The sequence below is a fragment of the Polynucleobacter sp. 78F-HAINBA genome (assembly GCF_018882325.1).
Lineage (GTDB): Bacteria > Pseudomonadota > Gammaproteobacteria > Burkholderiales > Burkholderiaceae > Polynucleobacter.
The window spans coordinates 85,355-98,775 of the sequence record NZ_JACVOQ010000006.1 but is presented as its reverse complement, the minus strand read 5'-3'; the positions used below and the strand labels follow the sequence as shown (position 1 = coordinate 98,775).

Here is a 13,421-nt window from a genome sequence, read left to right as displayed (position 1 = left end):
TTTTAAGAATGTTTGTGTGTATTAAACAATCTTAATTTTGAGTGGCGTCAGACCTTCGACGCTTCCCTCAAGTACATCACCTTTTTTCACAGGACCAACACCTGCGGGCGTGCCAGACATAATCAAATCGCCTGGCTCGAGGGTGAACAAAGTTGATAAGTAAGCGATGGTGTCAGGGATATTCCAAATCAACTGATTTAAGTTGCCCTCTTGGCGCACTTCACCATTAACCAGTAGCTTTACTACGCCCTTGTTCGGATGTCCGAACTGCGCAGCTGGAGTAATCGCTGCACAAGGAGCAGATTGATCAAACGCTTTACCAGTATCCCAGGGGCGCCCCATTTTCTTGGCTTCGCCTTGCAGGTCACGACGAGTCATATCGAGACCAACACCGTAACCATAAACATGCTCTAGCGCTTTATCCGCTGGAATATTAACGCCACCTTTACCGATAGCAACGACCATCTCGATTTCGTGATGAACATCATTCGATAGGTTTGGATATTGCATATCTTTGCCATCAGCCACGATGGAGTTGGCTGGCTTCATGAAAAAGAATGGTGGCTCACGATCAGGATCATGACCCATCTCACGCGCGTGATCAGCATAGTTGCGACCAACGCAATAAATACGGTTTACAGCAAAACGGCGGGCATCACCCACTACAGGAAGTGATGGGACGATTGGTGGATCAATAACGTATGCAGTGCTCATAAATAGCCTTTCTGATGGATGTCTGATTTTTTTAATAATTATTATGTGAATTAATTATGACATTACTTGGGTCAATGTCATTTATGCCCACTACTTCTGAGCTTGAGCAGCAAAATGCTCAGGGCCAAAGCAAAGGTCAAGGCATTGGCCAAGATCAAGGGCCACTTTTCAATAATTAGGCCGTAAATAAGCCATAAGCCGACGCCTACAGTAAATAAGCTATACATACCCAAGGAGATTCCAGAAAGATCTCGGGTGCGCCAAGATTGAATGGCCTGAGGCAGAAAAGCAATCGTCGTCAAAAAAGCTGCGCAATAGCCAATGATCTCAATCTGATGTGGCTGTAAATTCATCTGCTAATCTGACGGCTTATTACTAGTGCTTCATATTGGATTTGCGTGATTCAATCTCTTTATTGATCGCTGCAAGGGTTTTTGCATCAGGCGTTTTCCAATTACCACCCGCTTTATTGGCCATATAGGCTACGGCATCTGAAAACGTTTCAATAGTCATATTCGGATTGCCACCTTTAGCAGGCATCCCCCTCACACCAACATAAGCGTGCGCTGTTAGAGTCACTTGACCCTCCGCAATCAAAGGAGCCCACTTGGTCTTGTCACCAAACTTAGGGGCATTGAGAACACCAGAAGCATGGCAAGCTGCGCATACTTGCTTGTAAGTGTTTTCACCTGGCTCGGCAAATGCTCCGAAACTAAGGGTTGATGCAGCAATAAAAATAAGAGGGCGAAAAGATAAATTCATAAGAGCACCAATGAGGGGTTAATTGTCATTCATGACAATTTATCTCAATTTTGCATTGAGTGCCTAATTGGGCGCTAGGCTAAGCCGAAGTAGCTCGCAACCCTATAAGTGATAAAGGCTGCCAGATAGGCCAAGCCAAAAAGATAGCTCAGCATGATGACCGGGATCTTCCATCCGCCCGTCTCTCTTTTAACGGCAGCAATCGTTGAGAGGCACTGGGGAGCAAAGACAAACCAAGCTAACAGCGATAAGGCCGTAGCCAGACTCCAGCCTGTAGAGATCAGGGGTACCAAAGCATCGGCAGCATCAACACCCGAACTAGATAGCGCATAGACGGTTGCCAAAGAGCTCACAACCACTTCTCGTGCCGCCATACCGGGAACCAAAGCAATACTGATTTGCCAGTTAAAGCCAATTGGCTCGAAGACTACTGCTAACGCTTGGCCCATCATTCCAGCAATACTGTATTGAATGGCTGAGCCAGTCGCATTTTCGGGAGGAAGTGGAAAACTCGAGAGCGCCCATAGACAGACCGTCATGATCAGAATAATTCCACCAACGCGGCGTAAGAAAATTTCAGCGCGCTGCCAAAGACCAATCGCCAAGTTACCTAAGCGTGGCAAGTGATAGCTCGGCAACTCCATCATTAATGCATTGAGCTGAAACTTTTCACTAGTAAAGCGTTTAAGTATCCAAGCTACTGCCATAGCACCAGCAATGCCTGCAACATAGAGCAGGAATAAAACCAGGCCCTGCAAATCCAATCCCGCCCATAATTTACGCTCAGGAATAAAAGCTGAAATTAACAAGGCATATACAGGTAGACGCGCCGAACAAGTCATCATGGGTGCAATCAAGATCGTTACTAAACGATCGCGTGCATTGGAGATGCTTCTGGTTGCCATGATTCCAGGAATGGCACAAGCAAAGCTAGATAAGAGGGGAATAAAGGATCTACCCGATAGACCAACCCGCCCCATCAATCGATCTAACAAATAAGCGGCTCGCGGAAGATAACCGGACTCTTCTAAAATGAGGATGAAGAAATACAGAATCAAAATCTGTGGCAAGAAAATCAATACTCCGCCAGCGCCGGCCAGAATTCCGTCTACCAATAGGCTACGTAACCAGTTATTGGGAAGCATTTGAGTTAATAAAGCACCCAACCACTCCACTCCAGCTTTAATAAGCTCCATAGGAAAGGTGGCCCAACTAAATACCGCCTGGAAAATGAAGAAGAGCACTGTAGCGAGAATGAGCGGGCCAAAAACAGGATGTAACAATACCGAATCCAGACGATCACTCATATGATCTGGAATGATTTGATCTAAACCGAGATTCTGTAGGATACGCTGGACCTGCAAGTTGTCAGACTCGGTATGAGCCGAGTGATCGACAGAAGTTTCAATGCCCTCATCTATATTGCTCGAACTTAAAGCGGATAAGTTTTTCCAATCGAGCTCACTCAAAAAGTGTTTAAGCTCATCAGCGCCATTGGCATGAATACCTACCGTTGCAATAACAGGAAGACCCAACTCTTGAGAGAAGGCTGCTGCATCGACATTCAAACCTTGGCGCTGAGCAACATCCACCATATTGAGTACCACAACACAGGGCAAGCCTAAGCGCCTTGCAGATAGGACTAAACGCAAATTGCGTCTGAGGTTCATCGCATTGAGAACACAGAGTACGAGGTCAGGACGCTTTTCACCTTGGGCCTTGCCATGAAGCACGTTACAAGTGACTCGCTCATCCAAAGAGCGCGGGTACAAACTATAAGCACCCGGAAGATCCAGAATGCGAATGACTTTTTCAGATTCGAGTGTTAGGCGCCCTTCTTTTCTCTCGACAGTTACACCAGAATAATTGGCGACTTTTTGACGACTACCGGTCAGCAAATTAAAGAGTGCTGTTTTTCCGCAGTTGGGATTACCCAGCAATGCGACTAGGGGCTCACTTGGATAGAAATGGATCTGCGCTTCGGACATACTTAAAGAATTTCTACCTCAACTAATCGCGCTTCAGATTCTCTTAAGGCAAATGTCGATGATCCAACTCGAATCAATATAGGGCCCTGGCCTAACAATCCCTTGCGTAAGACCTCTACCTGCTCGCCAGGAAGAAAGCCAATATCCTCTAATTGACCACGAATATCCTCACGTTGATCACCTGAAGTGGCGATCTTGCTAACACGGGCTCTGACGCCCGGGAGGATTTCTTCAAGATTCATGTCTGGATTGATGGAATGGGTATATCAATTATATCCCCACATGAGAATGAATATCATTCTCTAGGAGTGGCTCATGGGCTTAATCATCGCCTAATTACTAGACCGCCATCTTGATTTAAAACAAAAAGAGTCGAGTTAATCTCGTCAGGGAACGGAATATCCGTTATTACGCAGAATCTGCTTAGCAACAGATCCTTGCAGGTAGTCATACAGCGCGATAGCAATGGGTGCTGGGTCTCGCTTTAAAACCATGCGCTGTTTAATCGGAGCATACAAATTATCTGGCAAGGCGATATATTGAATTTGTTGAGATAGCTCTGAAGACTTTGCTAGAGATAAGGCGGTAATGCCAACCTTAGCAGCTCCGGTACTCACGTAGACAGCGGCAATGGAAATATTTTCTGCAAATATCACCCTACTCTGCAGCTCATCCCATAAACCGATGGCCTGAAGATATTGGACAGAGGCTCTGCCATAGGGGGCCAAATCTGGATTGGCGATTGCAATCTTCTTAGCGGCTCTCAGCAAAGACTGAATGCTATCTGGATCTGAACTTAAGCGAAGACCGGCTGATGTATTTGTTATCAAGGCCAAATGTCCAGATGCATACACCACTCCACGATCACGAGTTAATCCCGCTTCAACCAATCTCAATGGATAAGCCTCATCTGCGGAAATGAATAGCTCATAGGGCGCACCATGTTTCATCTGGCTTGAAAGGTTGCCTGATGACCCATAAACAACGCGAATACTTTTGCTTTGAGGGTTATTCTGACTAAAGCCCTTAAAGATCTCTTCGAAAGCAGGCTTCAGATTGCTTGCCACTGCGACAGTGACTGATTGCGCATAGGCAATAGAACTCAGAAAACTCCAAGCCAGAAACCCCAATACGCAAATACTTTTGATCATGGGGCTAGTTTATAACCAACCGGCAATCTGCTTATTAAGACCAATCGATTTATAGCCCGGGGTTTCACCAGAGAGTGCGCGAATCTTTCGAATGAGCTTAGCAAGCTCTCTATTGGTGCTGAGCTCTTCGCCCATAGCCAGGAAAAAGATTTCGTCTTTTAACTGAATAAAGTCGAGGCCATTCTCAATTGCCACACTTTTGACGCCCATACCTGCGTCTACTTTCTTGGCCAAGATTGCCATCGCAATTGCAGAGTGCGTGAACTCCTCATTCTCATAGCCCTTAATACGGTGATGATCAATACCTTCTTTAGTTAGGATGGTATCAAGCAGGAGACGCGTACCGGAACCTTTTTGACGATTAATAAAGCGAATCTTGGGACGCAACAGGTCCTTGGGGCTATTAATATTTTGGGGGTTGCCTTTAGCGACCATCAAGCCTTGAACGCGCTTCATCACCGGAAAGATTTGCATCCCCTCTTTTTTTAGTCGCCTTGCAATAATTTGTGAGCTTTGCTGATCTGAAACATGGAAGCCTGCAATATCCACTTCATAGTTGAATAGACGCTCAAGCGCTTCACCAGATCCTGCTGTCATTAATTCAAAACCACCGATATCTAATACCGATTTATGAATTATGGGATCACTGCTACTAGCAAGTCGCCACTGTTTTTTTGCCTTCACCCTAAATTGAGCAAAGCCCTCTTCTAAATGAGACAGGCTAGTCTGCCCCAGGCGCATTGTTTTTTGATCAAAATCATCGGTAAATTGAATTAGGTACCTGGCATATTCAGAGAGCTGGGATCCATGCCCTCTAACCCGATCCATCAATTTAAAGCCTAAGGCCTCCTCAACATCGTTGAGCTTTTGCCAAACGTTTCTGTAGGAGAGGCCCATCTTCTTACAGGCGGACATCAAGGTTTTTCCGTGCTCGATGTCTTTTAAGAGGCTGGTTAGCCAGACCAGGTCGACAACAGCCGGATCTTTGGCGTTCTTGTTACCAAAAATAAGGGTGGGTCGGATCTGAATTCTCATATGTAATTTTTTGCATATTGATGTTTTGTAATATGACAGATATTAACCGAACACCCTTAAGGAAGCGAACTCAGATGAAATTCTCATTTACCCGTTTACTGGCATCTGCCATTACCGCCCTAGCGCTTTTAAGCAACTCTGCTTATTCGCAAGAGAAAAGCATTGTTGTGTCATCCACTACATCCACTGAGCAATCCGGTCTCTTTGGATTTATCTTGCCAATCTTCAAAATGAAAACCGGTATCGAGGTCAAAGTGGTTGCCGTTGGAACTGGCCAAGCTTTGGATATTGGCCGTCGTGGCGACGCTGATGTGGTGTTTGTTCATGACAAACCTGCTGAAGAGAAGTTTGTAGCTGAGGGCTTCTCCACAAAACGTTACGAAGTGATGTACAACGACTTTGTATTAATTGGACCTAAAGCAGATCCAGCGAAAATTGGTGGTGGCAAGGATATCAAAGTAGCGTTTCAGAAAATTGCAGCTGCTCAAGCACCATTCGTATCACGCGGTGATAAGAGCGGTACGCATGCTGCCGAATTACGTTACTGGAAAGACGCAGCCATTACAGTTGCGCCTAGCGCCTGGTACAAAGAAACTGGATCTGGCATGGGTCCTGCTCTCAATACCGCATCTGCAATGAATGGTTATATCTTGGCTGATCGCGCTACTTGGCTCTCCTTTAAGAACCGCGGTGATTTGGTCATCTTGGTTCAAGGCGATCCAAAGCTATTTAATCAGTATGGCGTCATGTTGGTGAACCCAGCTAAATTCCCACATGTGAAAAAAGCCGAAGGACAAGCGTTTATTGATTGGCTGATTTCTAAAAATGGTCAAGACGTTATTGCAAGCTACAAAATTGATGGCGAGCAACTCTTCTTCCCTAACGCTAGCAAGTAATTAGCATGAGAAATCCACACCCGTTGTTCAGCGTACTTCTCTCCACTTTATTAATGGGGCTTGGAATGCAAACATCATTGGCGCAATCTAACCCTCCAAAAGTGGAAGCCACCTATGGTCAAGGTGCCAAGAGCTTTAAATTGGCAACTGGCAGCCCTGGAGAGTTAGGCCTACTGCAACAACTGGGTGAGGCTTTCGACAAAAAGGAAGGTGCACGTTTGGTCTGGATTAAGGCCGGAAGTGGTGCCTCCCTTAATCTACTGAAAACACAGCAGGTAGACATGATCATGGTTCATGCACCCGAGGGTGTTAATAAAGCACTTGCTGAAGGATGGGCAACTGGTAGAACGCTAATTGGCTCTAATGAGTTTTATATTGTTGGGCCTAAAGCAGATGGCGCCAAAATCAAGTCCGCTAGCAGTGGCGCTGATGCCTATGCAAAGATCGCCAAGGCACGGGCTAACTTTATCTCTCGTGGCGATAAATCAGGCACACACCAGAAAGAAATGGATATTTGGAAGAAGGCTGGGATTACACCTGAAGGTAATTGGTACATCGTGACCAATGACTTCATGACAGCCTCGCTTAAGCGGGCAAATACTGACAAAGCGTATTTCATGACGGATAGCAGCACTTGGGTGGCGGAGAAAAATGTTGCGCCTGATCTACAGATTCTGTATCGCGGCGACCCCTACCTAGTTAATACCTATGATGCTTTAGTAGCCCCTGTCGGCGCCACTGAGAACCGCGATATTGCCGCTAAGTTCATTCAATTTGTAGCCTCTGATGAAGGTCAGGCCATTATTCGCAACTACGGCAAGGCGCAGTACAAAGAAGCTCTTTACAATGATGCCGTCTACGCCAAACAATACGTTCACTAGGAGAAATCATGGAACTTAAAGTCAAACTCAGCGCACGCAATACTCTCAGCGGTAAAGTAGTTGAACTCAAAATGGGTCAAACCACTTCTCACGTGAAGATAGATATTGGTGCTGGCCACATCGTTACTGCCTCTATTACTAATGAGGCTGTTGACGAACTCAATCTCAAGGTTGGCGATCAGGCTTGGGCAGTAATCAAAGCCTCTGATGTGATGATTGCTAAAGATGCTTAATCTTTAGCTGATAAGCAAAAGGCCCGCAATGCGGGCCTTTTTTCTTTACTGCTCCAGCAGGATTAATGCTGAATTAGTTTTTGATACTTATTTCTTTGGTGTTACGAAACCAATTGCTGTGTCATCAACGAATTCAACCATTACGTCGTCACCAGCCTTGAATTTCTCAAGACCTAAAACGCTTTGGTCTACTTTAACTTTTTGCTTCTCGCCTGATGGCAATGTAAACGTCACAACACGAGTTTTTGCATCGATTGTGCTGATCTTCACTGTTGCATAAACAGTATCAGTAGTCTCTTCAAATGGCTTAGCAGAACCTTTGCCAGCGACCACTACTGAACGAACACCAGAAACACCTGGTTTTGCATCTTTAGGGGCAGCAACCAAACCAACTGCAATCGCTTGCGCATGCTCAACAACAAATACATCGCCCTTCTTCACTTTATCCAAATCATTTACTTGCTTGGATACATTCATTTGAGCCAAGTTACCGTTAGCGTCCTTCAGAACTACGATGCGCTTCTTTACGTCCACTGAATCAACAGTAGCAGTCAATACAATTGCTTCAGCTGCCAAAGGCAACATTTTTGCTGGTGCTTGAGCAAATACTGAACCCGCAACGGCTAAACCGAGTGAGGCGACCAATGTAGCCAATAAAGATTTCTTCAAAATAACTCCTAGATAAAGGTTTGTGAGGGGCACCAATCCTTTGGCACCACCGATTCATTTTAACCATGAAGTGATTAACTTATAAGCCTTAGAGCTAATATTTGAGGCCAAAATAGGTGCGATTTGCTACATTGGAGGTTTGGTAGCCGATTCGCCTTTATATATAGATAGCAGAGAGATAACGCGTGATCTTGATTAAATCCTGGTCGGATGCAGAGAAAGAGGCCTACTCCGTTCGCAAACGCGTCTTTATCGAAGAGCAAGACGTTCCAGAAGAGATGGAGCTCGATGAATACGACCCACTCGCACAGCATGCTCTAGCCTATCTGAACTCAGAATGCATTGGGACAGCTCGCCTTGTCACTCTGCCTGGGAGGATTGGAAATTTTGGCAGAATTGGACGCATGGCGGTATTGCCCATGCATCGAAGACAGGGAATTGGAGGGGGATTGCTCCGTGCCTTGCTAGACCTGAGCAAATCCCAAGGCATTACCCGGCTGGAATTGCACGCCCAACTATCGGCCATCCCGTTTTACGAGAAATTTGGATTTATTGCACAAGGTGATATCTACGATGAAGCTGGCATTGCGCATCGCGATATGATTCTATATATCTAATAGCACCTGGCCACTATGACCCAATCAAGCAACCCCCCTTTCCTCTTTCGTGTTTGCTACTCGGATACCGATGCAGCAGGATTTGTGTATCACGCGCGCTATTTAGAGATCTTTGAAAGAAGCCGTTCTGAATGGCTCCAGCAAAGAGGCTTAAGCCCAACTCAATTGGTCAATGAATTTGGGATCGTTCTTCCCGTCCGAGAAATCACCATGAACTTTCATAGGCCGGGGCGCTTAGATGATCTCTTAAGCATTGACCAAATCATCGAGCACCGTGGTCGCACCCAAATTGCAGTAAAGCAAACTGCAAAACGCATTGTCGAAGGGATGGAACCGGAGCTTCTTGCTACCGCATTACTGCACATTGTCTGTGTTGACACTACCACCCTAAAACCAAAGGGCCTGCCTGACTGGCTCTTTGCAGCAGATCAATAACATCACTACTGAAGAGACTTCAATGCAAGAAGGCAAGCTACTGACTTTTGTTAAAGAACTCGCAACACTTCTAGAGAGCAAGCCGAGTGAGGAAATTGTTTTCTCTAAAGGGAAAAAGCTCTTAGAAAACTTAATTCAGGTTGATGACTGGTTGCCAGAAGAATTTTGCAAACCACACCCGCAGTACTACCAGCAGTACTTGCTCTATGCAGATCCACTGGATCGCTTTTCAGTAGTCAGCTTTGTTTGGGGTCCCGGTCAAAAGACGCCATTACATAACCATACCGTCTGGGGCATGATTGGCCAGTTGCGAGGGCAAGAACGCAGTGCCGACTATTACCAACAGGCTGATGGTAGCTATAAAACCGATGAGTCATTCCTTTGTCAGCCAGGCCAAGTTGCTACCGTATCCCCCAAAACACATGATATCCATGTGGTCGAGAATGCTTTGAGTGACCAAACTTCCATTAGCATTCATGTATATGGTGGAAACATTGGTCGCATCGAGCGCGCTGTGTTTGACCCTATGACGGGCGCAGAAAAATTATTTATCTCTGGATATGCCAATTCAGTGACGCCAAATCTTTGGAAAGCAGTCTGATAGCTTAAAATAGCGACTCTTTCTGCAAACACTGCAAGTGTGGCAGCTCACCCCATTGGCCGGGATAGTCGTTTAATTGAATACGGGCCAATATTTATTTGGTCCCTATGTTATTTACAGATCTTGGTTTATCAGAATCCATTCTTCGCGCTATTAATGAAGAGGGTTACACAAGCCCTACCCCCATTCAAGAAAAGTCTATTCCTGCCGTATTAAAGGGCGGGGATTTACTTGCCGCCGCTCAAACTGGCACCGGTAAAACTGCTGGCTTTACCCTACCGATTCTTCAGCGCTTAAGCAGCACAGCTAAAGCGGGTGGCAAACGTCTGTTGCGCGTTTTGATTTTGACTCCTACCCGTGAGTTAGCCGCTCAAGTTCAAGAGTCCGTTGTGACCTACGGAAAATACACTGGTCTTAAATCCACGGTGATCTTTGGTGGCGTCGGCGCCAACCCACAAATTAAAGCAATCGCTGCAGGCCTAGATATTTTGGTGGCAACACCAGGTCGCCTGCTAGATTTAATGTCGCAGAATTGTGTTTCACTCGCCAATATTGAAATCCTCGTCTTGGATGAAGCGGATCGCATGTTGGATATGGGCTTCTTACGTGATATCAAAAAGATCTTGGCTGCATTGCCAAAGCAACGTCAGAACTTACTGTTTTCCGCAACTTTCTCGACCGAGATAAAAGCATTGGCTGATGGTTTACTGAATTCACCAGCATTGATTGAAGTGGCGCGTAGCAATAGTACTAATGAAGCGATTGCTCAACTCATTCACCCAGTAGACAGAACCCAAAAGCATCCTTTATTGGCACATCTGATCAAAACCAATCAGTGGCAACAAGTTCTCGTATTTACTCGCACTAAACACGGTGCCAATAAATTAGTGACCCAGCTAGAAAAAGATGGCATTACTGCGATGGCGATTCATGGCAATAAAAGTCAAAGCGCGCGCACTAAGGCATTGGCAGAATTTAAAGATGGAAAGATCACTGTACTTGTTGCTACCGATATTGCGGCGCGCGGCATCGACATCGATCAACTCCCCCATGTCGTGAACTATGACTTACCAAACGTATCTGAGGATTATGTGCACCGTATCGGTAGAACTGGTAGAGCCGGCTCAAATGGTGTTGCAGTCTCTTTGGTCTGCGTTGATGAACATCAAATGCTCCGAGATATTGAAAAACTCATCAAGCAAAAACTGCCGCAAGAAGTGATTGCTGGATTTGAGCCAGATCCAAATGCCGTAGCGCAACCTATCCAATTACGCAGCCAACAACACCAACAATCTCGTAAGCCTAGGCCTGGTAATGCTGGTGGTGGCAATGGTGGAGGTAAGCCGGCTGCCAAGCGTGGTAGCCCACCTAAGCGCAGTTTTAATCGTTAAATCTCCGCTAATATTGAATCCATACCATTTGATACATTAAGTTTATTGATATGAATACCCCATCCACCCAAGAACCCCGCTTAACCTCCCTCTCACATGGCGGCGGTTGCGGTTGCAAGATTGCTCCTGGCGTTCTTTCAGAAATCCTGAAAAGCGTTCCACAGTTACCTTTTCCAAAAGAGCTCTTGATTGGCATTGAAACTTCGGATGATGCTGCTGTGTATCAAATTAATGAGTCTCAGGCGATTGTTGCAACAACCGATTTCTTCATGCCTATCGTTGATGATCCATTTGATTTTGGCAAGATTGCCGCCACCAATGCCATCAGTGATATTTATGCGATGGGCGGCACCCCGCTATTTGCATTAGCTCTCGTTGGCATGCCGATTAAGGTGCTTTCGAATGCCACGATTGCACGCATTCTTGAAGGCGGTGCTGAAGCTTGTAGATCAGCAGGCATTCCGATTGCAGGTGGTCATACGATTGATTCTGTTGAACCTATCTATGGTTTAGTTGCCATTGGTATCGTTGATCCTAAGCGCGTTAAGAGCAATGCTGCAGCTCAGGCTGGAGATGTTTTAATTTTAGGCAAACCACTGGGCGTCGGCATTCTATCCGCAGCCCTTAAAAAAGATCTCTTAGGTGACGCTGGTTATCAAGAGATGATTGCCAACACGACCAAGTTAAATTCTGCAGGTCCTGATCTTGCAAAACTACCTGGTGTACATGCACTAACTGACGTTACTGGTTTTGGTCTTGCGGGCCACACCTTGGAATTAGCTCGAGGCTCAAACCTCACCGCACAAATTCAATGGAATCAGGTTCCCCTGCTTTCTAATGTTCAGAGCCTAGCGAATCAAGGCGTCATTACCGGCGCATCAGATCGCAACTGGCAAAGCTATGGAGCAGAGGTTCGTTTACCAGAACAATTTAGCCCTGCACAACAAGCACTATTAACGGATCCTCAAACTAGTGGCGGCTTACTCGTCTCTTGCAGCGCAGATGCCGTGAATACTGTTTTAGAAATCTTCAAACAGCATCACTTTGCTAGCGCTTGTGTCATTGGTCAAATGACGAACAAACAAAATCAGCATCTAGAGGTGTTGCTTTAATCTGCCTTTAGATTAAAGACGCTTGAAAAATCCAGTTGGCCATTTCCTGCTTTGCTGTGCGCTTCGTATAGCTTGCGGGATAACTCCCCCAATGGAACACTCGCCTCTAGATCGCCAGCATTTTCAGTGGCCAAGCCTAAGTCTTTCAACATCAGGTCTACACCAAAGCCCCCTGCATAACCTTTTGAGGATGGCGCGCTCTCCATCACTCCAGGGCACGGGTTATAGAGCTCTAAGGCCCAATTGCGACCAGAGCTCTTTGACATGATGTCGGAGAGCACTTTAGGATCCATGCCATTGGCGATTCCTAGGCGTAACGCCTCGCTTGTCCCCAGCATCTGAATACCCAGCAGCATGTTGTTGCAGACCTTAACGGTTTGCCCACTACCACTTGCGCCCGCATGAAAGATATTCTTGCCCATCTTTTCTAATAAAGGTCGAGCACACTCAAGAGCCGAAGCATCGCCGCCCACCATAAAGGTTAAGGTCCCTGCCTGAGCACCTGCAGTTCCTCCGGAAACTGGAGCATCGATCATGGCAAAACCCTTGATTTTTGCGGCAGCAGCTACAGCCTGCGATACCTTTGGTGAAATTGTGGAGCAATCAATCAGCAAGGCTTTCGGATTGGCCGTAGCAAGCAAGCCAGCATCACCCAAATACAAAGCCTCGACATGGCGCGAGGCTGGGAGCATGCTAATGATGACATCCGCATCCTTGGCGGCCTCTGTTGCACTTTGCACAGGAATACCGCCACCAGCCTTGAAAGCATCAAGCTGGGACTGGACCAAATCAAAACCGTGGACCTGATGCCCTGCTTTAATTAAATTGAGAGCCATTGGCAGGCCCATATTACCCAAACCCAAAAATGCGACTTTCATATACGCCTCGTATGAGATAGTGAATTTCTAAGATCTCACTATAGCTTGCTTATAAACT

The 13,421-nt window shown here is 46.1% G+C and carries 17 protein-coding genes; 8 read left to right on the top strand and 9 right to left on the bottom strand.

What is annotated here, in order from left to right; all coding sequences use genetic code 11:
- Window positions 1-21: 21 nt before the first annotated feature.
- The 7 genes from ICN11_RS08110 to ICN11_RS08080 all read right to left on the bottom strand — a co-directional run bounded on the left by ICN11_RS08110 (window position 22) and on the right by ICN11_RS08080 (window position 5,650).
- On the bottom strand, window positions 22-714 hold the full coding sequence (locus ICN11_RS08110) for a fumarylacetoacetate hydrolase family protein (RefSeq protein ID WP_216229932.1): 693 nt from the start codon (window positions 712-714) through the stop codon (window positions 22-24).
- A 77-nt stretch (window positions 715-791) separates the two neighbouring features.
- Entirely contained in the window at window positions 792-1,067 is a 276-nt protein-coding gene (locus ICN11_RS08105; protein ID WP_216229931.1) for a SemiSWEET transporter, read from the bottom strand.
- A 22-nt stretch (window positions 1,068-1,089) separates the two neighbouring features.
- Window positions 1,090-1,476 carry a cytochrome c5 family protein gene (locus ICN11_RS08100; RefSeq protein ID WP_216229930.1) on the bottom strand — a complete coding sequence of 129 codons (387 nt, stop codon included), beginning with the start codon at window positions 1,474-1,476 and terminating at the stop codon, window positions 1,090-1,092.
- A gap of 74 nt (window positions 1,477-1,550) precedes the next feature.
- Window positions 1,551-3,464: a ferrous iron transporter B gene (locus ICN11_RS08095; protein ID WP_216229929.1), complete on the bottom strand. Its 1,914-nt coding sequence runs from the start codon at window positions 3,462-3,464 to the stop codon at window positions 1,551-1,553.
- A gap of 2 nt (window positions 3,465-3,466) precedes the next feature.
- Entirely contained in the window at window positions 3,467-3,706 is a 240-nt protein-coding gene (locus tag ICN11_RS08090) for a FeoA family protein (RefSeq protein WP_216229928.1), read from the bottom strand.
- A 144-nt stretch (window positions 3,707-3,850) separates the two neighbouring features.
- On the bottom strand, window positions 3,851-4,615 hold the full coding sequence (gene modA / locus ICN11_RS08085; protein ID WP_216863167.1) for a molybdate ABC transporter substrate-binding protein: 765 nt from the start codon (window positions 4,613-4,615) through the stop codon (window positions 3,851-3,853).
- A gap of 9 nt (window positions 4,616-4,624) precedes the next feature.
- Window positions 4,625-5,650, bottom strand: a complete 1,026-nt coding sequence (locus tag ICN11_RS08080) for a substrate-binding domain-containing protein (RefSeq protein WP_216229927.1) — start codon at window positions 5,648-5,650, stop codon at window positions 4,625-4,627.
- 74 nt (window positions 5,651-5,724) lie between these two features.
- Between ICN11_RS08080 and ICN11_RS08075 the strand changes: the two genes are divergently transcribed.
- From ICN11_RS08075 to ICN11_RS08065, 3 genes are all read left to right on the top strand, one after another.
- Window positions 5,725-6,546 (top strand): substrate-binding domain-containing protein, encoded by an 822-nt coding sequence (locus tag ICN11_RS08075; protein ID WP_216229926.1) that lies wholly within the window; start codon window positions 5,725-5,727, stop codon window positions 6,544-6,546.
- Window positions 6,547-6,611: 65 nt separating this feature from the next.
- On the top strand, window positions 6,612-7,427 hold the full coding sequence (locus tag ICN11_RS08070; RefSeq protein WP_216229925.1) for a substrate-binding domain-containing protein: 816 nt from the start codon (window positions 6,612-6,614) through the stop codon (window positions 7,425-7,427).
- An 8-nt stretch (window positions 7,428-7,435) separates the two neighbouring features.
- Window positions 7,436-7,660: a molybdopterin-binding protein gene (locus ICN11_RS08065; protein ID WP_216229924.1), complete on the top strand. Its 225-nt coding sequence runs from the start codon at window positions 7,436-7,438 to the stop codon at window positions 7,658-7,660.
- A gap of 87 nt (window positions 7,661-7,747) precedes the next feature.
- Here the strand turns inward: ICN11_RS08065 and ICN11_RS08060 are convergent, their stop codons facing one another.
- Window positions 7,748-8,329: a hypothetical protein gene (locus tag ICN11_RS08060; RefSeq protein WP_255539917.1), complete on the bottom strand. Its 582-nt coding sequence runs from the start codon at window positions 8,327-8,329 to the stop codon at window positions 7,748-7,750.
- A gap of 185 nt (window positions 8,330-8,514) precedes the next feature.
- Here ICN11_RS08060 and ICN11_RS08055 point away from each other — a divergent pair, with 185 nt between their 5' ends.
- From ICN11_RS08055 to selD, 5 genes are all read left to right on the top strand, one after another.
- The gene (locus ICN11_RS08055) at window positions 8,515-8,946 is read left to right on the top strand and encodes a GNAT family N-acetyltransferase (protein WP_216229923.1); all 432 of its coding nucleotides are present in this window, start codon (window positions 8,515-8,517) and stop codon (window positions 8,944-8,946) included.
- 15 nt (window positions 8,947-8,961) lie between these two features.
- The gene (locus ICN11_RS08050) at window positions 8,962-9,381 is read left to right on the top strand and encodes a YbgC/FadM family acyl-CoA thioesterase (RefSeq protein ID WP_216229922.1); all 420 of its coding nucleotides are present in this window, start codon (window positions 8,962-8,964) and stop codon (window positions 9,379-9,381) included.
- A 22-nt stretch (window positions 9,382-9,403) separates the two neighbouring features.
- Complete coding sequence (locus ICN11_RS08045; RefSeq protein WP_216229962.1) at window positions 9,404-9,982, top strand: hypothetical protein; 579 nt, start codon at window positions 9,404-9,406, stop codon at window positions 9,980-9,982.
- A gap of 107 nt (window positions 9,983-10,089) precedes the next feature.
- On the top strand, window positions 10,090-11,373 hold the full coding sequence (locus ICN11_RS08040) for a DEAD/DEAH box helicase (protein ID WP_216229921.1): 1,284 nt from the start codon (window positions 10,090-10,092) through the stop codon (window positions 11,371-11,373).
- 50 nt (window positions 11,374-11,423) lie between these two features.
- Window positions 11,424-12,485 carry a selenide, water dikinase SelD gene (gene selD, locus ICN11_RS08035; protein WP_216229920.1) on the top strand — a complete coding sequence of 354 codons (1,062 nt, stop codon included), beginning with the start codon at window positions 11,424-11,426 and terminating at the stop codon, window positions 12,483-12,485.
- On the opposite strand, the gene mmsB is transcribed toward selD, so the two are convergent.
- Window positions 12,482-13,363 carry a 3-hydroxyisobutyrate dehydrogenase gene (mmsB, locus tag ICN11_RS08030; RefSeq protein ID WP_216229919.1) on the bottom strand — a complete coding sequence of 294 codons (882 nt, stop codon included), beginning with the start codon at window positions 13,361-13,363 and terminating at the stop codon, window positions 12,482-12,484. The genes selD and mmsB overlap by 4 nt on opposite strands.
- Window positions 13,364-13,421: the final 58 nt, after the last annotated feature.

Coding starts and splice junctions, on each gene's coding strand:
- modA (WP_216863167.1), bottom strand. CDS start 4,615: ATGATCAAAAGTATTTGCGTATTGGGGTTTCTGGCTTGGAGTTTTCTG.
- ICN11_RS08105 (WP_216229931.1), bottom strand. CDS start 1,067: ATGAATTTACAGCCACATCAGATTGAGATCATTGGCTATTGCGCAGCT.
- ICN11_RS08110 (WP_216229932.1), bottom strand. CDS start 714: ATGAGCACTGCATACGTTATTGATCCACCAATCGTCCCATCACTTCCT.
- ICN11_RS08070 (WP_216229925.1), top strand. CDS start 6,612: ATGCAAACATCATTGGCGCAATCTAACCCTCCAAAAGTGGAAGCCACC.
- ICN11_RS08090 (WP_216229928.1), bottom strand. CDS start 3,706: ATGAATCTTGAAGAAATCCTCCCGGGCGTCAGAGCCCGTGTTAGCAAG.
- ICN11_RS08080 (WP_216229927.1), bottom strand. CDS start 5,650: ATGAGAATTCAGATCCGACCCACCCTTATTTTTGGTAACAAGAACGCC.
- ICN11_RS08040 (WP_216229921.1), top strand. CDS start 10,090: ATGTTATTTACAGATCTTGGTTTATCAGAATCCATTCTTCGCGCTATT.
- ICN11_RS08050 (WP_216229922.1), top strand. CDS start 8,962: ATGACCCAATCAAGCAACCCCCCTTTCCTCTTTCGTGTTTGCTACTCG.
- ICN11_RS08075 (WP_216229926.1), top strand. CDS start 5,725: ATGAAATTCTCATTTACCCGTTTACTGGCATCTGCCATTACCGCCCTA.
- ICN11_RS08045 (WP_216229962.1), top strand. CDS start 9,404: ATGCAAGAAGGCAAGCTACTGACTTTTGTTAAAGAACTCGCAACACTT.
- mmsB (WP_216229919.1), bottom strand. CDS start 13,363: ATGAAAGTCGCATTTTTGGGTTTGGGTAATATGGGCCTGCCAATGGCT.
- ICN11_RS08100 (WP_216229930.1), bottom strand. CDS start 1,476: ATGAATTTATCTTTTCGCCCTCTTATTTTTATTGCTGCATCAACCCTT.
- selD (WP_216229920.1), top strand. CDS start 11,424: ATGAATACCCCATCCACCCAAGAACCCCGCTTAACCTCCCTCTCACAT.
- ICN11_RS08065 (WP_216229924.1), top strand. CDS start 7,436: ATGGAACTTAAAGTCAAACTCAGCGCACGCAATACTCTCAGCGGTAAA.
- ICN11_RS08095 (WP_216229929.1), bottom strand. CDS start 3,464: ATGTCCGAAGCGCAGATCCATTTCTATCCAAGTGAGCCCCTAGTCGCA.